18 protein-coding genes are annotated in these 21,098 nt (G+C 59.8%); 12 read left to right on the top strand and 6 right to left on the bottom strand.

Features of this window, described 5'->3' with window-relative positions; genetic code table 11:
• Window positions 1-45: 45 nt before the first annotated feature.
• From NDO48_RS19290 to NDO48_RS19260, 7 genes are all read left to right on the top strand, one after another.
• A complete protein-coding gene (locus NDO48_RS19290; RefSeq protein ID WP_267322129.1) occupies window positions 46-435 on the top strand; it encodes a DUF2958 domain-containing protein in 390 nt (129 codons plus the stop codon).
• Window positions 436-495: 60 nt separating this feature from the next.
• Entirely contained in the window at window positions 496-693 is a 198-nt protein-coding gene (locus tag NDO48_RS19285; RefSeq protein ID WP_267322128.1) for a hypothetical protein, read from the top strand.
• A 1,247-nt stretch (window positions 694-1,940) separates the two neighbouring features.
• Window positions 1,941-2,705 carry a ParA family protein gene (locus NDO48_RS19280; protein ID WP_267322127.1) on the top strand — a complete coding sequence of 255 codons (765 nt, stop codon included), beginning with the start codon at window positions 1,941-1,943 and terminating at the stop codon, window positions 2,703-2,705.
• Window positions 2,702-3,199 (top strand): hypothetical protein, encoded by a 498-nt coding sequence (locus NDO48_RS19275; RefSeq protein WP_267322126.1) that lies wholly within the window; start codon window positions 2,702-2,704, stop codon window positions 3,197-3,199. Before NDO48_RS19280 ends, NDO48_RS19275 begins: the two co-directional genes overlap by 4 nt.
• A gap of 2 nt (window positions 3,200-3,201) precedes the next feature.
• A complete protein-coding gene (locus NDO48_RS19270) occupies window positions 3,202-3,597 on the top strand; it encodes a hypothetical protein (RefSeq protein ID WP_267322125.1) in 396 nt (131 codons plus the stop codon).
• The gene (locus NDO48_RS19265; RefSeq protein ID WP_267322124.1) at window positions 3,563-5,572 is read left to right on the top strand and encodes a hypothetical protein; all 2,010 of its coding nucleotides are present in this window, start codon (window positions 3,563-3,565) and stop codon (window positions 5,570-5,572) included. The genes NDO48_RS19270 and NDO48_RS19265 overlap by 35 nt, the downstream gene beginning before the upstream one ends.
• 18 nt (window positions 5,573-5,590) lie before the next feature.
• Window positions 5,591-6,136, top strand: a complete 546-nt coding sequence (locus NDO48_RS19260) for a hypothetical protein (protein WP_267322123.1) — start codon at window positions 5,591-5,593, stop codon at window positions 6,134-6,136.
• Between the two features lie 53 nt (window positions 6,137-6,189).
• Here NDO48_RS19260 and NDO48_RS19255 read toward each other — a convergent pair whose 3' ends face one another.
• Window positions 6,190-6,654 (bottom strand): hypothetical protein, encoded by a 465-nt coding sequence (locus tag NDO48_RS19255; protein WP_267322122.1) that lies wholly within the window; start codon window positions 6,652-6,654, stop codon window positions 6,190-6,192.
• Window positions 6,655-6,945: 291 nt separating this feature from the next.
• Window positions 6,946-7,959: a class 1 integron integrase IntI1 gene (intI1, locus tag NDO48_RS19250; protein WP_000845048.1), complete on the bottom strand. Its 1,014-nt coding sequence runs from the start codon at window positions 7,957-7,959 to the stop codon at window positions 6,946-6,948.
• Between the two features lie 160 nt (window positions 7,960-8,119).
• Here intI1 and NDO48_RS19245 point away from each other — a divergent pair, with 160 nt between their 5' ends.
• On the top strand, window positions 8,120-8,437 hold the full coding sequence (locus tag NDO48_RS19245; RefSeq protein ID WP_267322121.1) for a DMT family transporter: 318 nt from the start codon (window positions 8,120-8,122) through the stop codon (window positions 8,435-8,437).
• Between the two features lie 79 nt (window positions 8,438-8,516).
• The gene (locus NDO48_RS19240; protein WP_267322121.1) at window positions 8,517-8,834 is read left to right on the top strand and encodes a DMT family transporter; all 318 of its coding nucleotides are present in this window, start codon (window positions 8,517-8,519) and stop codon (window positions 8,832-8,834) included.
• A gap of 157 nt (window positions 8,835-8,991) precedes the next feature.
• On the opposite strand, the gene NDO48_RS19235 is transcribed toward NDO48_RS19240, so the two are convergent.
• The 4 genes from NDO48_RS19235 to NDO48_RS19220 all read right to left on the bottom strand — a co-directional run bounded on the left by NDO48_RS19235 (window position 8,992) and on the right by NDO48_RS19220 (window position 13,481).
• On the bottom strand, window positions 8,992-9,615 hold the full coding sequence (locus NDO48_RS19235) for a recombinase family protein (RefSeq protein ID WP_003155741.1): 624 nt from the start codon (window positions 9,613-9,615) through the stop codon (window positions 8,992-8,994).
• 61 nt (window positions 9,616-9,676) lie between these two features.
• Window positions 9,677-10,894, bottom strand: a complete 1,218-nt coding sequence (locus NDO48_RS19230) for a TniQ family protein (protein ID WP_006122485.1) — start codon at window positions 10,892-10,894, stop codon at window positions 9,677-9,679.
• Window positions 10,891-11,799 carry a TniB family NTP-binding protein gene (locus NDO48_RS19225; protein WP_003155746.1) on the bottom strand — a complete coding sequence of 303 codons (909 nt, stop codon included), beginning with the start codon at window positions 11,797-11,799 and terminating at the stop codon, window positions 10,891-10,893. The genes NDO48_RS19230 and NDO48_RS19225 overlap by 4 nt, the downstream gene beginning before the upstream one ends.
• 2 nt (window positions 11,800-11,801) lie before the next feature.
• Entirely contained in the window at window positions 11,802-13,481 is a 1,680-nt protein-coding gene (locus NDO48_RS19220; protein WP_000179844.1) for a Mu transposase C-terminal domain-containing protein, read from the bottom strand.
• 907 nt (window positions 13,482-14,388) lie between these two features.
• On the opposite strand from NDO48_RS19220, the gene NDO48_RS19210 reads away from it, so the two are divergent.
• The 3 genes from NDO48_RS19210 to NDO48_RS19200 are packed head-to-tail and all read left to right on the top strand — an operon-like array spanning window position 14,389 to window position 21,093.
• Window positions 14,389-17,493 (top strand): anti-phage-associated DUF499 domain-containing protein, encoded by a 3,105-nt coding sequence (locus tag NDO48_RS19210; RefSeq protein ID WP_267322120.1) that lies wholly within the window; start codon window positions 14,389-14,391, stop codon window positions 17,491-17,493.
• Window positions 17,494-17,530: 37 nt separating this feature from the next.
• Window positions 17,531-18,085 carry a DUF3780 domain-containing protein gene (locus NDO48_RS19205; protein WP_095483058.1) on the top strand — a complete coding sequence of 185 codons (555 nt, stop codon included), beginning with the start codon at window positions 17,531-17,533 and terminating at the stop codon, window positions 18,083-18,085.
• A complete protein-coding gene (locus NDO48_RS19200; protein ID WP_267322119.1) occupies window positions 18,085-21,093 on the top strand; it encodes an anti-phage-associated DUF1156 domain-containing protein in 3,009 nt (1,002 codons plus the stop codon). The genes NDO48_RS19205 and NDO48_RS19200 overlap by 1 nt, the downstream gene beginning before the upstream one ends.
• Window positions 21,094-21,098 lie beyond the last annotated feature (5 nt).

The raw sequence follows: 21,098 nt of genomic DNA, 5'->3' as shown, positions 1-21,098 counted from the left end.
AAACGATGGGCCTCCTTCGTCATCGAAACGAAGGAGAAGATCATCATGACACCTTTCAACATCCCCGCCGCACTCCTCGCAGTTATGGAGCGCAATGCTCTCGCCAACGCCATCGGCCTCGATCTTGGCCAGGCGCCTTTCGATCATCAGCCCCTCATTCGCTTCCACGTTCCCCTGCATGACGCTCAATGGCTTCTGACTGAGTACAATCCCGACACGCAGACCTTCTTCGGTCTCGTCTACTGCACCGAGCATCATGAACACACTCTCGGCCACGTCACAGTCGCGCGGCTCGCCGCCATCCGCGGCTTCGCTCGCACCCCCGTCGAGTACGACGCCGAGTTTCGTCCGGATCGCCCTCTTTCCAGCTATTGCGATCCCGATGACGGATATGCGGAAGAGTACTTCCGCCGCCCTGCGCACACTCGCAGCTGATCCACGATCCGCGAGGGCGCTTCGGCGCTCTCGCATCACCTCATCACCCAGGAGATCGCCATGACCACTGTTTTCTCAACCACCATCGAATCCGAAGGCTACGAACTGGAGCAGACCGTGACCACAGTCGAATGCCCTTCCTGCCGAGGCTGCGCCATCCATCGTTTCTACGAATCTGCTGAAGGCGGCTCGATCAACGCGTTCACTGTCATCCACTGCGAGCAATGCGACTACTACCGAGAGCGTTGCGTGCGGTAATCCTCCCAAGGGGGCGTTATGCCCTCTTGGTAATCCACCTCACAAGCTCCAATCCCTCCCTGGCCGTCTCCGGGCATCGAGCCCGTCGTCGCCCGTGGGGGGTGAGACTACCGCCTCTCCCCCCACACCCCCCTCACCTTCTGGACTGCTTCGCAGCCGGCCTTTCGGGCCGGTTGACGGACGCTGCCGCGAATTCGCCAATCAAACCGGGCTTCACTCGCATCAGATTTGCTTTGCCATCTGATGCATCGCTTCGCCCTACCGTGGCGCTCACACCCCTCACCTAGCTACAGCTTCGCTATCAACGCTCCGCGATTTGATAGCTCGCCGTGACGCTGTTTCGGGTGTTCGCTTCGGACTTTTACACTGGGAGACTGCCATCACGCTGTCTGCTGCATCCTTCCTCAGCCCGACGGATCACTTCGCGATCCTGGCTTCGTCGTCTGCATGCCACCTGCAAAAATTCACCCGTCCCGCAAGCGTCTCGGCCAAATTTTCTTGGTGACGACAGCTCCTGCCAGTCTCCCAGTGTAAAATGGCAGGATAGGCTAGCTGGGGACAGCTAGCCATTGCGCCCGAGGGGCGCTTTCCGACTACGTCGTTGGGGAGGGTCCGCGATCAGATTGCCGTTTATTCGGCCATGCAGCGCCGCCAGAGCGGCATCACGGCAATCGCCGTGTGGGTGGAGCGCGGAAGCACTGACGCCTCTCCTACGCGATTTACGGAGGTTTTTGCAAGCGACTCGGTTTAACCTTACGGCTTGGAGGCTCTGTCCGGGTACTGCAGCTGGCTTCGAAATGTGTTAATCCGCTAATGCGTTAATGCGTGAATACGTCAATAGCGGAAAAGCGGAATAACGTAATCGCGCATTGACGCAATATAGCTTAAAAATTCGGACCTTGGAACGGGTGCAAATCACGCATTGCGCTAATCGCCAATTGTGCGATTGAGTTAATACGGCATTGCGTGAATCGGGTAATGCGTGAATGCCACATTGCGGTAAAGCGTTATTACAGTAATCGCGTAACGGTGCAATGCGCTAATTGCGCAATGCGTTAATACGCTAATCGGATAATCCGCTATTGACGTATTCACGTAATCGCATGATACGCTAATCAGCTAAAAGCGCATTCGATCAATCACACAATCGGCGATTAGCGCAATGCGTGAACAAGTTAATATGTGATTCACACAATTTCGACAGACTGCCGTCTCGCAGCACACACAACAAAGAGGTCCGCCCACTCATGGCCGCCAAAGCCCCCACCGCAGCCCCATCCATTTCACTTGCCCTGTCCACTTTCAAAGGCGGCGGCGGCAAGACAGTGCTCAGCCTCAACCTGGCAGGCGAATTCGGCAGCCAGGGCATCAAGACGCTGCTCATCGACTGCGACGAGCAGCAATCGCTTTACCGCTGGTACCAAACGTCTCGCGCCCGCAAGCTTCTCACTGACGATGACAACATCGACGCGATCTCGATCCTGCCCAAGGAAGATTTTGACGAGAAGATGAGATCCGCGCCGCCGGCCGACATCCACATCTTTGATGTCGGGGGCTTCGCCCATAGTCGCGCTGTTGATGTGTTCAAACGCGTCCAGGCAGTCATCATCCCGGTCATCCTTGAGGCCACAAGCGCGACACAAGCAGCTAGCGTCTCGAACCTCCTGCACCAGATCGCAAAACAGGAGGGCAGGGAGGTCATTCCGCACGCTGCTATCTGGAACCATGTCGATCATATCGCGATGAAGAGCAATCGCGCCATTCCGGAAGTGATCAAGCTCCTCAATGCCGCCAAGGTGCCGACGTTCGACACGATCATCCGCAAAACCACACATTTCAGCGACGTCGGCGCAGGCTACGGCACGCTCTACACAAAGCTTCGCGAGATCGACAACAACCCCAAATTGGTTCCATCGGCAAAGAAGCGCGCGCGCGAGAGCGTGCTTGACGCCATCGACCAGATCAAAAGTCTCAACAACGAGTTCATCAACCTCATCAGCATGGCAGCATGATCATGGCAAAAGCGCCGAAAGAACGGGTGCAGGTCGGTGGCAACCTCGCCGAGCTCGCCAAAGGGTTCCGCAAAGCTGAACCGGTGGATCCAAGCGATCCCGCCCTGACATTCATACCGCCATTGGCATCAGTCGACGAATTGACCTCTTCGAACGTCGAGACGAGCAATCCAGCGATCGCCGATCAGCCGTCTGCAGAACCAGAAGCAAAAGTCGATGCGCCGGCGCCTGCCTCATCACCCGAACCGACACGGCCGTCAGCGCCAGCCACACGCGCGCCGGCATCCGAACGCACAGCGCCGCGGCCGCAAAAAAAGGTCACGCCAGAAGCCCGTATCAACCGCGCCGTATCGCCCGAATACACCCGAGTCGCGCTGCAGCTGCACAACGATGTCATGTCCCAACTTTTCACGATCGCGCTGAAGCAGAACAAACGCTACACCGCGGTGATCGAAGACTACATCATGGCTGGCCTTGAGCGACACAAGGGCTGATCATGCCCAGCCCGAAATACTCATTCCGTCTTCCCCAACACCAGGCCGACGAGCTGGAAGCATTGGCAGCGCGGATCGAGACCACGCCCGGCATGATCGTGAAGCTGCTCGTGTCACGCACGCTTTCTGAGGTGGCCACCGTCCTGGACGATCACGACCAGCAGCTTGAAAATATCCATCTTGCGATCCGCGACATCGCCCAGGTCTTCCGCGAACTGATCGCCGGCGATGTCGTCGCCTCCGACGAACAATCCACGCGTATCCTCGATACGCTGGAACATCTCGGCCGAGCCGTCGACTCTATCCGCGACTCCGCTTTTGTGCGACCATCGACAACTATACAGGATCTAATTGCCGCCCACGATGAAAAGCCCGTCCAGCAATCGCTCCGAATCTAAGCGTCGCCTGCCTTTCTTCCACGAGCTGCTCGAGGACGAGGAACGCCGCGGCGGTGGTGGGGGAGGGGGCTCCGGCCCGGCATCTCGTCGCAGTCGTCCTTCGCGCCGGCCGAGCGCCGCTCCAACCACACCTTTCAGCCGTGCAACCGGCAACAATGCCGTCGTCGTCAAAATCCTCTCCTACGGCGCCGGTGCGAAATCGGCTCGCAACGTGCTCGAGTACCAGGCCAAGGAAGAACGCGCGCTCGACCAGGACGGCCGCGAAGTCACCAGCATTCAAGACGCTCTTGAGCAATGGCAACGCGATTTCACCGAGCGCCAAGGGTCGAAGGATGTTGTCCTGCTCAACTATGAACTGCCGACCACCGATCGCGAAACCGTCACCAAAGCGCTCGACGATCTCGCCCGCGACGGCATCATTCAGGATGACGACACAAAGCGCACTTACGCCTACAGCATCGGCCCTGGCGTGAAGGGTCAAACGCGTCTCAGCCTCGCGATCGTTCTCGCACACGAGAAATCCGACCGCGCCGACCGCGGCACCGACAATCAGGCATCGCCGACGATCGACACCATCCGCGCTCTCGATCTGCGGATCTCATCGCGCCTGAAAGGGCAGGGGATCGAACCGGTCTCTCGCTATCCAGCAAAGTTCGCCTCCGGACAAAAGGGGCTGACAGCCACACTGCATGCCATGCAGCGTCAGGACAATGAAGTGACGCTGTCGACGCACTCCCACCTGCAGCAACGTGAGAACAAGACGCCGATCTATAAGAACGGCGACCAGCGTCGCTCCATCACAACCGCCAATCACAAAGAGCTGACGACAGAAGGCCGCACCGTCGGCGTGCTGTTGCAGAGCCGCCAGCCGCGCGACTTCATGCATCTTCTTCTTTCCGGCCCGGCCAATGTCGATCGCGCCAAATTCGTCGAGGCCGCAGGCGAATTCCTGCGCACCCAGTTTCATGGTCATCGCTACGCCTATGCCGTTCACAACCGAAACGAGATGGACAAACATCCTCATGTCCATGCCATCGTCAGTCTGAAAGGCCCCGGCAAGACCCGCCTCAACCCCAATATCCGCGATTTCACCGAATGGCGCGAACGCTTCGCCGACAAGGCCAGAGCCCGCGGGCTCGCCATCGATCACCAGCGCCGCCTCGAACGCGCCGGCCCGCCGCCGGTGAAGCGCTGGGAATGGGAAATGTTCCGACGCCTCGGTGCATACTCGCCGCCCAATGTCATGACCAAGGTCATGAGCAAGATCCGCGACAAGCCAACAGCGCCGAAATTGCCGGCCGGTCTCGATCGCTTCAACATGACAAAGAACTCTCTTAACCGTGTTCTTGATATGCTGGACACGATCGCTAAAGATCGCACACAGCCGAGTACCGCTCGCGAACTGACCCGCGACCTTGCTGTCGGGTTACGCCGCGAGTACCAAAGACTGGAAACCGCCGTATCGCAGGGCAGGGACCCCGCACTAGAGAAAGGTGATACCCACATGCTGCGCAACTCGCCAATCACCGCGAGCCAGGCAAAGACGGCTAAGGACGCCGTCGCCGCCACAGCCGCAACGTTCGCCAAGGCAATAACCAATCCCGCCGATCGCGCCCTGTTCGAATCGGCGACCCAGATCATCGGAAAAGTCGTCAACCTTCAGCTCGACGCCCGCGCGGCCAAAGGCAAGGAACGCGATAACGACAAAGCCACAAACGCCACATCGACCAAGTCGGCCGCCGGCCGCGATCCAGTGCTCGAAAAAGGCGAGATCGACCGCACCTCGAGCAATCGCACCGTCGATGAATCGCGTATCGCCCAAGCCAATCAGGGCCGCGCCGCCGACGATCGCAGCGAACGCGGCCGCGACAAGGGCAAGGAGCGCGAACAGCAGAAACAGACCGATCGCGAGCTGCCGACCCGAGTGGTGCTCACACCGCCCAAGGATCGCGATCGCGGCGATCGCAGCCGGTAGCGCAGTGCAGGGGAGAGCATGACGAACGTCATCCAGTTTCCGATCAGATACGGCCAATCCGGCGACGTCGTCTGCGAGCCGCTCGGCTTGTCTTTCCCCCGCATCTTCCGCATCGAGCAGTATGTCACGTCCGTGCTTATCAGCCGATACAATCTCGCCGGCGTCGAGCCAGGCACCAAGACCACTCATTCACTGCACAACGACCCGGCCGCCTATCCCGGTATGGTCGAAATCAAGTCCATCGCGACGCTCGATCGGTACGACCGATATTCGCTGATCGTACGCTACCACGCCTCCGCCGAAGCCGGCATGGCCTACCTGCAGGGCCTCAACGATTACGGCCTGGCCGACCAGATCGAGATCCGCATCAGCGGGGCAGAGGAGGGAGTATTTACCTTGGTCAATCGGATGACCGCGCCTGAGTGGCCGTCACCAATGATCATCTACTGCGCCAACTATCGCCAAACCCCCGCTTCGGCCGAAGAGACCTGGCTGCGAGGCGTCTCCGTTGCCGGCGACTGGTATGACGCCGCTGATCTGGCTGCACCACTGCACACGGCTTGAAATGGCATCGCAATCGGCATTGAACCTGGCTTATTCTACGCTCCTATTGCAGCCTAACCCCCAATTTTACCGTCCAGAATAATCCGGGCCTCCCCACGCCATGCGCGCATCTTGAAGAACGTCCGCTTTTCTTCGTTGTAGCCTCGGAACACGTAGAAGGTGGCATCATCGTCATCAGAGAACTGCGCCAGAAACGCCAACGGTGTGCCGTTATGAAAACACCAATCGACCTCGCCAACCCATATGGGTGGTTTGTCCACGGAACGGAAAAGCCCCTCCGTGGCCGACGCCACCCACGTCATGAAGTCAGCGGGCGCTTCAAGCTCGAAGCGCCTGAAAAGTTCGTCCTCGAAATCCTTGTCCCACGACGATGCCGCGTAAGCGCTCTCCGTGAAACTGTGAAGTGCGGACGCAAATTGTCCTCGCGGCGACTTCAGTTCGGCGACGGCAGCACGGCCTTTCTCCTGAAATTTCTTTCTCAGTTGGCCTGGTCGGCCCGAAGCTGGGATTTCGGCCATCACTCGAAACCTACCCGGCCAAATAGGAGATACCTCAATGCGCGTAGCTTACGGGCCTAGCTCATTAATTGAAAGAGCGAGTCTATTTGTGTCGTTTTCAGAAGACGGCTGCACTGAACGTCAGAAGCCGACTGCACTATAGCAGCGGAGGGGTTGGATCCATCAGGCAACGACGGGCTGCTGCCGGCCATCAGCGGACGCAGGGAGGACTTTCCGCAACCGGCCGTTCGATGCGGCACCGATGGCCTTCGCGCAGGGGTAGTGAATCCGCCAGGATTGACTTGCGCTGCCCTACCTCTCACTAGTGAGGGGCGGCAGCGCATCAAGCGGTGAGCGCACTCCGGCACCGCCAACTTTCAGCACATGCGTGTAAATCATCGTCGTAGAGACGTCGGAATGGCCGAGCAGATCCTGCACGGTTCGAATGTCGTAACCGCTGCGGAGCAAGGCCGTCGCGAACGAGTGGCGGAGGGTGTGCGGTGTGGCGGGCTTCGTGATGCCTGCTTGTTCTACGGCACGTTTGAAGGCGCGCTGAAAGGTCTGGTCATACATGTGATGGCGACGCACGACACCGCTCCGTGGATCGGTCGAATGCGTGTGCTGCGCAAAAACCCAGAACCACGGCCAGGAATGCCCGGCGCGCGGATACTTCCGCTCAAGGGCGTCGGGAAGCGCAACGCCGCTGCGGCCCTCGGCCTGGTCCTTCAGCCACCATGCCCGTGCACGCGACAGCTGCTCGCGCAGGCTGGGTGCCAAGCTCTCGGGTAACATCAAGGCCCGATCCTTGGAGCCCTTGCCCTCCCGCACGATGATCGTGCCGTGATCGAAATCCAGATCCTTGACCCGCAGTTGCAAACCCTCACTGATCCGCATGCCCGTTCCATACAGAAGCTGGGCGAACAAACGATGCTCGCCTTCCAGAAAACCGAGGATGCGAACCACTTCATCCGGGGTCAGCACCACCGGCAAGCGCCGCGACGGCCGAGGTCTTCCGATCTCCTGAAGCCAGGGCAGATCCGTGCACAGCACCTTGCCGTAGAAGAACAGCAAGGCCGCCAATGCCTGACGATGCGTGGAGACCGAAACCTTGCGCTCGTTCGCCAGCCAGGACAGAAATGCCTCGACTTCGCTGCTGCCCAAGGTTGCCGGGTGACGCACACCGTGGAAACGGATGAAGGCACGAACCCAGTGGACATAAGCCTGTTCGGTTCGTAAGCTGTAATGCAAGTAGCGTATGCGCTCACGCAACTGGTCCAGAACCTTGACCGAACGCAGCGGTGGTAACGGCGCAGTGGCGGTTTTCATGGCTTGTTATGACTGTTTTTTTGTACAGTCTATGCCTCGGGCATCCAAGCAGCAAGCGCGTTACGCCGTGGGTCGATGTTTGATGTTATGGAGCAGCAACGATGTTACGCAGCAGGGCAGTCGCCCTAAAACAAAGTTAGCACTCAATTGGGAGATTGCCGTGGCTTGGATCTATCTATTACTCGCGGGGTTGTTTGAGATCGGCTGGCCAGTTGGGCTAAAGATGGCCCAAGAGCCTGACACTCGTTGGAGCGGGATTGGGGTCGCCGTAGTATTCATGGGCATTAGTGGCGCGCTTCTCTTTCTAGCCCAGCGAACAATTCCTATTGGCACAGCGTATGCGATCTGGACAGGGATCGGCGCCGCGGGAACCTTCTTAGTCGGCGTCATGTACTACGGAGACCCCACGTCATTCTTTCGCTATCTGGGAGTAGCGTTGATAGTGGCCGGAGTAGCGACGTTAAAGTTGGCGCACTGAGCGCTAACAATTCATTCAAGCCGAACCCGCTTCGCGAGTCGGCTTAATTCAGGCGTTAGCACTCAATTGGGAGATTGCCGTGGCTTGGATCTATCTATTACTCGCGGGGTTGTTTGAGATCGGCTGGCCAGTTGGGCTAAAGATGGCCCAAGAGCCTGACACTCGTTGGAGCGGGATTGGGGTCGCCGTAGTATTCATGGGCATTAGTGGCGCGCTTCTCTTTCTAGCCCAGCGAACAATTCCTATTGGCACAGCGTATGCGATCTGGACAGGGATCGGCGCCGCGGGAACCTTCTTAGTCGGCGTCATGTACTACGGAGACCCCACGTCATTCTTTCGCTATCTGGGAGTAGCGTTGATAGTGGCCGGAGTAGCGACGTTAAAGTTGGCGCACTGAGCGCTAACAATTCATTCAAGCCGAACCCGCTTCGCGAGTCGGCTTAATTCAGGCGTTGAACGACAGCTTTCCCAAAAGCTCTACGGCTGCTCTGGGTCGACACCGGTAATCGGATCGTTGCCGCACTGAACAGCGCCCCGTTCCAGGTCGCCTCCATTTATGCGGCTGAACCGAGGGAGAGCAGCTTTACGCCGTCTGGCCGCAGTTCGCCCTTGGGCGACACGTGCCGGTAGAGCGTCTGCCGGGTAATCCCGAGTTCTTCGCAGAGATCGCCCACCTTGGTTTCCGGTTGCCCCATGCTGGCCATCGCCAGGCGTAGCTTGGCGGCGGTCATCTTGAAGGGGCGCCCCCCTTTCCTGCCGCGAGCGCGCGCCGAGATAAGTCCAGCGACTGTTCGCTCGGAAATCAACTCACGCTCGAACTCGGCCAGCGCGGCAAAAATACCGAACACAAGCTTGCCGGCGGCAGTCGTCGTGTCGACCGCCGCACCGTGACCGGTCAGGACCTTCAGGCCCACGCTACGCGCAGTTAGGTCGTGCACGGTGTTGATCAGGTGGCGCAGATCACGGCCAAGCCGATCGAGCTTCCACACGATCAGCGTGTCCCCTTCACGAAGCGCCTTCAGGCAAGCAGCCAACCCTGGGCGATCATCGCGCCTGCCCGAGGCCAGATCCTCGTAAAGGTGCGCAAGGCTCACACCAGCGGCGATGAGCGCATCGCGTTGCAAATTGGTGGACTGGGATCCGTCCGCCTTCGATACCCGCATGTAGCCGATCAGCACCTTTTCACCCGTCACGTATACGTTCGATTATGTGACAGTGTGAGCCGGAAAGCTCTATCCGTCAAAATTTGTCACTTAACCCGTCATTTTGTTTAAGACATGCAAAGGGTGCATCAGGCAGGTAATGTGACAGAAATTCCGGCGGGATGCCTTCCTTCACGAAGGTGGCGCGCAACCGTTCCAAGGAAGCGGGATCGCGCCGACCATAGGAAGCCAACGCGAACAGCGAGCGTGCCGTCTCGGGGTTGTGTCGCGCTTCAATGATGGCCTCGTCGATGGCCTGGACTGCACGCTGCCAGTGATTGATGGGCTCGGGCTTCGGCGCTTTCGTCGGCAGGCCACTGGTGAACCCGGTTTGGGGCTCGGACCAGAATAGCTTTGCCTGCTCGCCTGGCGGGCTGATGTCCCTCACCTCAATCAAGCTGATTGCCGTTGCCGCCGCCTCCAGCATCTGTAACCGTACTATCGGATTCAGGGTTTCATACGGTCGCCACAGACTTTGCCCAGCACGCAGCGGATGCCCGCAGCCTTCCCAGACTTGGCGGGGATACCCCGCGCAGGTTCCGCACGCGGAAAGCGGGGTGTTCAGCTCATCGAGCAGCGTGCGAAGAAGTCGAAACCACAATCCGGCGTGGATGCGTCGGCGCGGCAGCTCCACGTGACCGGTTGTCAGTGCCTGCCAGGTACGCTGGTCCATCGCCGCAATCGCGTCGCTGGCGGTGCGCGGTTCGGCGTCGGCGTTCTCCCAGCCGAGAAACCGCCCTGGCACGCCCCAATAGGATTCCAGCCAGCAGCCATGCAGCGGGCAGCTCAGCATCAGGGGCAGCTTCCACGCGAGCAGTACGGCTTGGTTCTCCGGATCGCTCAGGCAGAGCGGACAGGCGCGGTTTATCGGCTGGCTGGGCAGCCAGGCACGCCAGCTCGTGATGGATCGCGTCTTACGGCGGAGTCTTGGCAGCAACACCGAGAGCTGAAACGCATAGGTTTCCAAGGCGTCTGGAATCTGGTCATCAAGGCTGTCCAGTAGCCAAGGCACCCATCCGGCGAAACTCATACAGCGCAGCCGGTCCAGCTCGATGCCGCTCCGCTGGGAAAGCAACGCCAGCAGCGAGAGTGGTGGCGCGGTGTCCAGGTCATCGACCTGGCCGTGACCAAGATCGTGCTCCAGCAGGTCGGGCTCCTCCATGTGATAGCAAAGGGCCACGCGGTTGAGCCATGAGGACAGCGCCTCGCCTTCTTTCGGGGCGGGATGCAGCGGCCAGCGCGGCGCAGGCTTCACATCAGTTCCCGCTCGAATTGCCGCCGCCGCTCGCTGGGTCCGGTGTAAACGGCCATGCTGAGTGTGCGATGGTTGATCGCTTCCTCGCCGCTCTCCACGGCGACGATGGCCGCCGCCATCAGCAAGTGCGCCAGTTCCCCTATGGTGCCCTCGCTGCGTGTGAGCAGGTAGCGAGCCATGTCCAGCGTGGCAATTGGGGAAGGCCGGCGCAGCGGGAGCGAAGCGGCGAAGCTGGCCAGCAGTGAGCAGCAATCGTCGTTGGCCTCCCATACCGGCAGCATCATCGGCTCGAAGCGATTTTCCAACTGGTCATCGGAGCGGATGGCTAGGTAGGCGTCGCGCGTGCCTACCCCAACCAACGGGATGCGCAGTTCGTTGCCGAGGAAGCGCAGCAGGTTGAGGAATTCCCGGCGGTTGACGCTGTTGCCGGCCAGCACGTTGTGCAGCTCGTCGATCACCAGCATGCGCACGCCGACCTTGCGCAGCAGTGCCAGAGCCAGTTGCTCCATTTCCGGCAACCGTGGGCGTGGGCGCAGCGGCGCGCCCATCGCGGCGAGCAGCGCGACGTAGAAGCGGATCACGGACGGCTCGGACGGCATCTGCACGACCAACACCGGGATGTGCTCCTGGTCGGCGTCGGAGCTGGCCGGGTGGGTGCGGCGGAACTTCTCGACGATCATCGACTTGCCATTGTTGGTCGGGCCAACCAGCAGCAGGTTGGGCATGCGTTGCTTGTTTGGCCACGCATAAAGGGCTTCCAGCCGGTTCAGCGCCTCGACTGCGCGCGGATAGCCGATCCAGCGGTCGGCGCGAAGGCGCTGGATGCGCTCGTCCGCCGGAAGACGGGCCAAGCCCTGGGCCGCCGGCAGCAGGTGGGACAGGTCGATGATGGGATATTCGTCCACGGCTACCACTCCTCAATCTGGTCGAACGGTTTGGCGGGTGGCAAGTTGTCTGCCTGCGGGTCGGCAATATCCGTATCCGGCGGAACGGGCTTGTCCGGCCGAGCTGATGTCTTGAGGTGCTGGCGGCGATCCGCGTCACGCCGCGCCTTGCGTGTGGCCTTCTGCGCGCTGGTCACAATCTCACGCATCTGGCCGATCATGCGGAACAGCGCCGACTCATCCACCTGTTCGCGCCCTTGCTGCCGCAGTTTCGCCAGCGCCTGCCGTTGTTCCCAGAGGGTGACAGCCGGATGCGACAAGGTACGGTAGGGAATTTCCAGGTAATGCTGTCCCTCCGGTTCCAGGACCCAGATACGGCTGATGTCGCGCGGATCGCGCCGGATCAGAAAGGACGGCCAGCGTTCACGCCGCGCAATCCACGGCTTGAGCGCATCGGCGTAGTAGTGGATGTGGTCGATGACAAAGCCGGTGCGGGTCAGCGTGCGCCGGAGGATCGGCAGAAAATCGACCAGGAACGAAGTAGCGCGTGTGACGACGGCCGGTACGCCGACACGCGCCACGGCCTCGGCCCAGCGCGCGGCCGGCGGTTGGAGCAGGCCGTTGTGCACCGAACCGTGGTAGGTGCCGACCGCCAATGTGAGCCAGCGCTCTAGCTCGCGCAGCGTCAGGGCGGCCTTGTTTTCGGAATCGTAGTCGCCGCGCTGGTCAGGGTTGGAGAAGGTCGTTCCCGGCAGTTCGTCGTGAATCATCTGCATCGCCGTGCCGATGATCCGTTCCACGATGCCGCCATAGTGCGGCTGTCCCAGCGGGCGATAGTCCAGCCGGATGCCATGCTGCTCGCAACCCCGGCGCAGGGCCTCGCTCTTGAACTCGGCCGCGTTGTCTAGGTAGAGCAGCAAGGGCTTGCCGCTCATCTGCCAATCCATTTCCACGTTCAGTCCTTCCAGCCAAGGGCGCTTGTCGCAGGCGACATGCACGAGGCACAGGCCAACCGAAACGGCAGACGGCGCTTCCAGCGTGACGACCATGCCGAGCACGCAGCGGGTGAACACGTCGATGGCGAGGGTCAGGTACGGGCGGCCAATAGGTTGCCGGTCGCGGTCATCGACCACGATCAGGTCGATGACCGTATGGTCTATCTGCACCTGCTCCAGCGGCGCGGTCACGGCAGGAGGCTCGCCGCCCACACCTTGTAGGTCACGAGCGGCATCCTGGCCTTCCCGCCGGCGGATGACCTTGCGCGGGTCAAGGCTAGCGATCCGTAAGGCCACGGTATTGCGCGCCGGCACTCGCAGTTTTTGAGCCTTGCACACCTGAGTGACTTCGCGGTGAAAGGCCGCTAGGCTGCGCTTCTGCTTGGTCAGGAACCGCTTTTGCAGTAGCTCGTGGATGACGCGCTCGACCGGTTCCGGCAAGCGCCCCTTACCTTTACCTCCACCGGACTGGCCGGGCACCAGATCCGTCACGAGGCCGCTGCCTTGCCGGGCACGCCGGATCAGAACGTATACCTGGCGCCGAGACAAGCCCAGCGCCTGAGCCGCCATATCGGCCGCTTCGTGCCCGACCGTCTCCGACTGCGCCAACGGACTGATGATCTCCGCACGACGGCGCGCACGCTCCCAAGCCTCATCAGGCAGAGTGGCCACGCCTTGTTCTGGAATCCGTGGGGTGTCCGTCGCCATGCTCACCTCGCTTTGGTGCACACGAGTATTGAGCATAGTCGAGATTGGTGCAGATCACTTCTGATATTGAACTGTCAGGAGCTGGCTGCACAACAGCCATTACGCCCAATCAACTGGTGCAGTCGTCTTCTGAAAATGACAATTTGGCCATGCGCCAAAAGACCACCCATCTGGGCCGGCGTTGTGGATTTTCTGACGCTAGGGGATGATTAGATCAGACTGCAGCTCCAAGAAGGGTCAGCGCTGCCCTACAGGCACGGCCAACGACAGATTCGGCAGCAGAAGGTAGATTCTTCAGGATAAGTCACAAAGCCCCCTATTTGCGAGTTGGACTTCGTCGGTTGCGATCTTCCCGTGCGCCGGAAGCCGTAACGAGTTTTCTAAATGTGCGCTGGCCAAAGCCTTCGCAAAGGGGAGCTGCCGGCAGGTCACACGCCTCTATCGCTACCAGATGATTCCCGAAGCGGATCGGGATGGTGCCTCGCGTCAGCTAACCTGGACGCGGCGCGCCTGGCCGCACTAATAATTCTAGTAAAATTGCCGGGTAAGATGCTCGTGCGGAACCGCTATTTGCGAAAACGCGCATCTGTTATTCGCGCTCACGCACAAACCCGCTGACTTCCCAAAGAATCCACTTGGCGATCTGATGAGTTCTTCCTACAACTAGGAATATGGATGGGGGGCGCAATCTGCTAGATGCTGTCGGACCGGCGCTTTACGGCGCGCGGTGGCAGAGCCCGCTTGCGCGCGATCTTGGCGTCACAGACCGGACTATGCGGAACTGGGTCGCGCAAAAGCACGAGGTTCCGGACCACGTTCCCCGTCAGCTTCATCGTCTGCTGCTCGAGCGCGGCAGCGCAGTACAATCCACGATTGCGCTCGTCGAGCGCCACCTCCACAGGGCCGAATGATGCTTCAGACGATAGTAGACGCATGCGAGTTCAAGCAGGACGCGCTGGAATACGCTCTATCCAAGCAGGTTGAGGATCTCGGCGACCTCGCCGAACACAGTGAGGCCGACGCTCGCAACTTTTTTGAGAGAACCTACGTTACCGACGGCATGGCGCAATTGCTCAGGCATGGTCTGCGGCGCCTGTCTGGAGGCAATGACCAAGCCACCTTCGAGCTGCGCCAGGCGATGGGTGGCGGTAAGACGCACTCCATGCTGGCGCTGGGCTACCTTGCGGCGCACCCGAGCGTTGCCGGCGCAGTCAGCGCACGCATCACGGAAGGCTTCACGCCGCGACCGGCCAAGGTCGTCGTGATAAGCGGCCGCAATATTGACCACGATAAATTCCTGTGGGGGTCTATTGCCGAACAGCTAGCCAAGGGCGATGAGTTCGCACGCTTTTGGAGCAACGGGGCTCGTGCGCCCAACGAAGGCGATTGGATCAACCTGATCGGCGACGCGCCCGTCCTGATCTTGATCGACGAACTCCCTCCTTATCTTGATAAGGCGGTCACCATCACAGTCGGGTCCGGCACGCTTGGGGACGTCACGTCGGCGGCGATCTCCAACCTCTTGTCAGCAGCAATAAAGCTTCCCCGCGTCTGCATTGTGCTGTCGACGCTCGTCGGCCAGTACAAGTCAAGCGCCGAGCTTTCGCGCATTATGTCCCAGATTACCAACGAGGCGCGCCGGCAGGCGAAGCCGATCACCCCCGTCGAGCTTGGCTCCGACGAAATCTATCATATTCTTCGCAAGCGCCTTTTGGCGCGCGAGCCCGCGCCCGCCGTCATAGAGAGTGTCGCCGACGCCTACGGGCGTGTGCTCGCGGATGCGGTGCGATCAAAAACGCTGGAGCGCGCGGCGGAGAAGATCGCGGACGAGGTCGCAGCCACCTATCCCTTCCATCCGAGCCTCAAAACCGTGGTCGCGACCTTTAAGGACAACGAGGGCTTCCGGCAGACGCGCGGCCTCATGACGATCGCTGCGCTCATGATCCGCTCTGTCCAGAAGCGGAAGACAAACGACGTGTATCTGATCGGTCCGCAGCACCTAGACCTTGCCGACCGTGGCATCCGGGACATGGTAAACAATATCTACGACCTGGACGCGGCTATTACCGTTGATGTGGTAGATACCGGGTCGAGTGACGCACACGCCGAGCTGATCGACGCTGATGCTGGGAATGATGCCGCCAGCCAAGCCGCCCGGTTGATCCTGATGGCATCGCTCGCCGAGTCCTCGGACGCGGTAAAGGGACTTCAGCCCGCGGACATACTCTCTTTTTTGGTAGCTCCGCTGCGCGAAGAGAACGACTTCGTCGCCGCACTCGAGAATCTAACCTCCAAGTGTTGGTATCTGCATAAGCGAGACAATGGTTCATGGTACTTTTCGAAGAACGAAAACCTAACCAAGAAGATCGAGAACATGGCGCGCAACGCGCCGCCTCACAAAATCGAGCAAGACCTCGCCCGCCGGCTTGAGGAGATATTCACCGCCCGCCGTCGGACTGCCTACACACGTGTGCTCGCCATGCCAAAAATGGACGAGATTAATACCCGCGGCGACCGCGCTCTGATCGTCCTCTCGCCTGACGCGAAGGTGCCGCCGGATAAGGCGCGCAAACTCTTCGAGCTCACCAAGGACAGGAACAATTTTGGCATCGTCAGCGGTGAGGGGTTGGACCTCGCCTCCGTTGAGGAGAAGCTCAGGATCGCCTATGCAATTGCTCGCGTCCTTGACCAGGAAGGCCCCGGAAGTCCGAATAGGCCTGACCTCGAGAATCGTGCATCGGATGCCGAGCTTGACGTCTATCAGACCATCGCTTCTACACTGAACAAGATCTGGTATCCAGGACGCGACTCCAGCGGCGAATGCCTGCTCGGCGCCACCTTGAAGCTAGACAATTTCCGCCTCAATGGAGCCGCCGGCTACGATGGCGAGACCGCGGTAGAAAATGCCCTTACTGCCACTGGCAGTAAGAAGCTCGTGACCGACATCGAAATGAATTACGAGATGCTCGTCGAGCGTGCCGAAGATATACTTTGGCCGCCGCACACCCGCACGACGCTTTGGGGCGACATTCAAGACAGGGCGATGAGTAACGTCCGGTGGCTCTGGTTGCCCCGAACTGGCCTCGAGGAGCTACGCCGCCTCGCTATCTCGCGGCAGCGCTGGCGGGGCACCGACACCGGCAGCATCGAGAAAGGGCCGTTTCCCAAGGAGAAGACCAGCGTCGGCGTCATTGAGGCGGCCTACGACGAGCAGACCGGAATCGCCACGATCAACGTGCTGGCGAAGAATGCTGGGCGACGCGGTCGCATCTACTGGTCGACCTCTCCAGACGTCTCCACGTCCTCGCAACGTCTGGATGAGCCGAGGTTTGAGACCGCAGAGATGCGCATCTACTTCCTGGCAGTGGACCCCGAGGGCGATCACGAGACCGGCGGAGCCTTCGCCTGGACGAACAAGCTTAATCTCACCCATAATCCCAAGCCGGCGGGTACGGGCTACGAGGTGACGCTATCGGTCGTCCCATCCGGAGAGATCCGATGGAACACGGACGCCACCGTCGCGAGAGAGGGCAAACTCTATGGTGGGCCGATACGTCTTGATGGGGAAAAGGACGTTGTCATCTACGCCTATGCGGAGGCCGCCGGTGTCAGCACGACGAAGGAGTTCAAGATCCCGCGTCGCGAGGGCGATGGGGCGAAGATCGACCGCGAACGACCGGCGCGAGCCAAAAAAGCAGTGCAAGTCACGACAACGGACAAGGTTTTCGCTGTCATAACCAAGGGCAAGGAGGCCCGCGTCCGCTTCCGCAACGTGCTGGTCACGGTCGGCTCTGGAAGCAGGAATGTCAGCACGCACTTTGGCTCTGAGGTTGACGTCACCGCCGAGGCAATTGAGCGCATCACCAAATACGCGCGGACAGAACTCGGAGATGACAACGCGGACGTGACAATCAGTTGGAAGAGTGCCGACGTCGACCGTGCGGCCGACCTCGACGATCTCATGGCAGCGATCAGTGAAACGCTCACCATAGGCGAAATCGAACAGAGCTGAGAGAATCCGGACAGGATGGCCCGCACAAGGAATAGAGATGTCAAGCAGACCCACTGCCGGATTCGGCGTGCCGGAGAATGAAATCGATCCGCAACACTTCATCGTGCGGATCAGCCCATCTGGGCGCGAGCTGGTTACCGTCATTGAAGACTACGGCATCTCCGGCCCCAAGTTTGACTCCGAGGAGAACGGCCCAGTCGACCAAGTACTACGCTGCCGGGTGGACCCGCGACGTTGGAGGATGGTCGCTACACCGCTCAGAAACGCATTCAACGAACGTCTGAAGAGCCGAAAATTGCGGTCGGGTCGGTGGGAGGCCGGCGATAACCGGGTTCACCGCTTGCTCGGACGCGAGATGTGCGTGCTGCTTTGGGCGATCGATGAGTGTGACGAGAGCTTGGTTCCGGCGGCGGTGAATGCCTGGACAGGTCTGCGTCCAGAGGAACGCTGGTGGCTCTATGCGATGGCTGCCCACAATTCGGGCAAGGCCGACGAATATAACCGGGGTTGGCGCAAGGCGATCCGCTACGGACTTACAGAAGGTGCGGCGCTGCCGGACGCGTACCGGCCGACGCTGCTGGAAGGGCTCTGATGACAGTGACGACACTCGATAGGCGCGAGATCAAGGTGCGCACGCTGGCCGATGCCCCGGCTTTGATCGAACGGCTTTGGCCGGCTCAGAAGCTCTCCGCCGAAGCGAAAAAGGAACGCAAAGCAGGATCAGGTCAGACCCTTACGGCGCTGGGCTCGTACTGGAAGGGTCGCAAGCCGCTTGTGCTTGTCCGCGCCTGCATTTTGGGTAGCCTGCTTCCTGCTACAGACAATCCGGAAGCAGACCTCAGGATTTTCGAGCGTCTCATGGCGATGGATGACCTCGCGTTCGGAATTCGCGACAACCGCACGAGCGTCCCGCAACTTGCGACGCTCGCTTTGAAGCAAGGTGTTCTTAAGGATCAGTTTGTCTGCAAAGACGGCTCGGCGATTCTCGCTGAACAGTCGGCTGCGGCATCGGAATTGTTACAGGATCACCAGTTCAGCGAACGGCTCCGGACAGCGATATGGAACCCCAAGATCACTGCAAAAGAGCGGATCCATATCAAGGCGATGCTGCTTTCCGCGGTGCCATACGAGGAGCGAGTGTCGCGATCGCTTCGACCCGAGGAGCTCGGCAGAGAGGACTACGCCGATATCTGGCGAGAAGTAAACGAGCATCTTGGCACTAGCGCCAATAGCCATGCCGAGCTCGTTGAGCAGCTTGGCATCATGCGCTTTGGACGGAAGCCGAAGATTGCCGACACTTTCTCGGGTGGTGGTTCAATCCCGTTCGAGGCCGCAAGGATGGGTTGCGATGTACATGCCTCAGACCTTAACCCTATCGCTTGCATGCTGACTTGGGGAGCGCTCAACATCATCGGCGCTTCCGCGGCCGGTCATGCCGAGATGAAGGCGACGCAAGCCGCGCTATCATCGCGTGTCGATCGCGAGATCACGATGCTCGCTATCGAGCACGACGAAGTCGGCAATCGCGCTAAGGCCTTTCTGTATTGTCTGGAGACGCGGTGCCCTTCATCCGGCTGGATGGTACCACTACTGCCGTCCCGGATCATCAGCAAGACGAGGAGCGTTGTAGTTCAACTTGTCCCCGATCGCGAGAACCGTCGCTACGAGATTGAAGTCGTGGACGGTGTAAGCACTGCTCAGCTGAAGGCAGCGGAAACAGGCACGCTCGTGGATGGATATCTGGTCCATAGCGTAGATGGGGAACTGCATCGCACATCCATTAAATCGATTCGAGGTGACCATCGGGCACCTGATGGATCCAGCAAGAACCAGCTACGCCAGTGGGAAAAGGCCGACTTCATTCCTCGCGGCGACGATATTTTCCAAGAACGTCTCTACTGCATCCAGTGGATTATCGCCAAGACGGTCGGAAAACAGCGCTATGAGACCTTCTTTTCCTCAGTCAATGACTCCGATCTACGTCGCGAGAAGAAGGTGCAGTCGATCGTCCGCGAGAACCTGGCGAAATGGCAAGAGGCAGGATGGGCTCCCGATATGCCGATCCTCGACGGCCGCGAGACTGAAGGTCCGATCAGGACCATGGGCTGGACCTACTGGCATCACTTTTTCAATCCACGACAGCTTCACATGCTGTCCTGCTTTCGACGTTTTGCGGATCCCGATGCACCGCACGAGGCCCTGCTGCTAGCCAAGCTCGCTGACCGCATGGCGCGTAACACACGTTGGGACGCTTCCGGCGAGAAGAGCCAAACTGTTTTCGATACGCAGGGCCTCAAGACGTTCTTTAACTACTCTTGCCGTGCCTTTCCCTATCTTCGGGACTTGGCCGAAGACCTCCCAAATCGTCATGCCCTTACCGGCCACGCCACGATTGAAACGCACCCGGCCGACGATGTTAGGGAGGTCGCGGATATCTTTATCACTGACCCGCCCTACGCGGATGCGGTGCACTACCACGAGATCACAGAGTTCTTCATCTCTTGGCTTAGGCGCAATCCGCCATCGCCATTCGACCAGTGGACGTGGGACTCCAGACGTCCACTCGCGATTAAGGGCGAAGGAGAAGATTTCCGCCGGGAGATGGTGGCCGCCTACGGGGCCATGGCAAATCACATGCCGGACAATGGCCTTCAGGTCGTTATGTTCACTCATCAGTCGGGTTCAGTCTGGGCAGATCTCGCACAGATATTCTGGGGGGCGGGGCTGCAAGTCCAGGCTGCGTGGTACATCGCCACTGAAACGACAAGCGAGCTCAGGAAAGGCGGCTACGTCCAGGGGACGGTGATTTTGGTACTGCGCAAGCGGCGTGGGTCAGTTTCCGGATACGAGGACGAAATTGTCCAAGACGTCCGAGCCGAGGTTGCACACCAGATAGACACACTCGTTGGCCTCAACCAGTCGCTAAAGGGCAACGGGCGCGTGGAGAACCTGTTCGAGGATGCCGACCTTCAGATGGCGGGCTATGCGGCCGCGCTACGTGTCCTAACCGGCTATACCAAGATCGACGGCCGCGACATGACGGTCGAGGCGGTGCGCCAGCGGCGAAAGGGCGAGGTAGGTGTCGTCGATCGGATGATCGAATACGCCGTCAGCGTCGCAAATGAGCATATGGTTCCCGATGGGATCAGTGCGCGCTTGTGGCAGCAGCTCAAAGGCCCTGAGCGCTTCTATCTCAAGATGGTGGGACTCGAAGCCGGAGGACACTCGAAGTTGGATAACTATCAGAATTTCCAACGCGCCTTCCGTGTGTCCGACTACAATCCCTTCATGGGCAATGTAAGACCAAATTCGGCTCGCCTAAAGCGTGCCACCGAGTTCGGGCCCCGCGCGGGTTTTGACATTCCCGACTTTGGTGACGGCGCGATTAGGGCCGTGCTGTTCGGTGTAGACGCGTTGGTTAGGGAGGTGGAACCGGAGATTGTTCTTGCACAGCTTCAGGACATCATGCCCGACTACTTTAGGCGTCGACAGGACATGATCGAGGTCGCCGAGTATTTTGTCACGAAGCGAGGACGGGACGACGATGAGGGGCGTCATGCAGGTGTTCTTGCTAACCTCCTCAGGAATGAGCGGCTCTGACACCC

It is taken from the genome of Aminobacter sp. MET-1, assembly GCF_026521175.1.
Lineage (GTDB): Bacteria > Pseudomonadota > Alphaproteobacteria > Rhizobiales > Rhizobiaceae > Aminobacter.
Note: the sequence above shows the minus strand (reverse complement) of the source record. Positions and strands in the feature narration are given on the sequence as shown.

Coding starts and splice junctions, on each gene's coding strand:
- NDO48_RS19290 (WP_267322129.1), top strand. CDS start 46: ATGACACCTTTCAACATCCCCGCCGCACTCCTCGCAGTTATGGAGCGC.
- NDO48_RS19270 (WP_267322125.1), top strand. CDS start 3,202: ATGCCCAGCCCGAAATACTCATTCCGTCTTCCCCAACACCAGGCCGAC.
- NDO48_RS19260 (WP_267322123.1), top strand. CDS start 5,591: ATGACGAACGTCATCCAGTTTCCGATCAGATACGGCCAATCCGGCGAC.
- NDO48_RS19210 (WP_267322120.1), top strand. CDS start 14,389: ATGATGCTTCAGACGATAGTAGACGCATGCGAGTTCAAGCAGGACGCG.
- NDO48_RS19280 (WP_267322127.1), top strand. CDS start 1,941: ATGGCCGCCAAAGCCCCCACCGCAGCCCCATCCATTTCACTTGCCCTG.
- NDO48_RS19255 (WP_267322122.1), bottom strand. CDS start 6,654: ATGGCCGAAATCCCAGCTTCGGGCCGACCAGGCCAACTGAGAAAGAAA.
- NDO48_RS19220 (WP_000179844.1), bottom strand. CDS start 13,481: ATGGCGACGGACACCCCACGGATTCCAGAACAAGGCGTGGCCACTCTG.
- NDO48_RS19285 (WP_267322128.1), top strand. CDS start 496: ATGACCACTGTTTTCTCAACCACCATCGAATCCGAAGGCTACGAACTG.
- intI1 (WP_000845048.1), bottom strand. CDS start 7,959: ATGAAAACCGCCACTGCGCCGTTACCACCGCTGCGTTCGGTCAAGGTT.
- NDO48_RS19205 (WP_095483058.1), top strand. CDS start 17,531: ATGTCAAGCAGACCCACTGCCGGATTCGGCGTGCCGGAGAATGAAATC.
- NDO48_RS19275 (WP_267322126.1), top strand. CDS start 2,702: ATGATCATGGCAAAAGCGCCGAAAGAACGGGTGCAGGTCGGTGGCAAC.
- NDO48_RS19265 (WP_267322124.1), top strand. CDS start 3,563: ATGAAAAGCCCGTCCAGCAATCGCTCCGAATCTAAGCGTCGCCTGCCT.
- NDO48_RS19200 (WP_267322119.1), top strand. CDS start 18,085: ATGACAGTGACGACACTCGATAGGCGCGAGATCAAGGTGCGCACGCTG.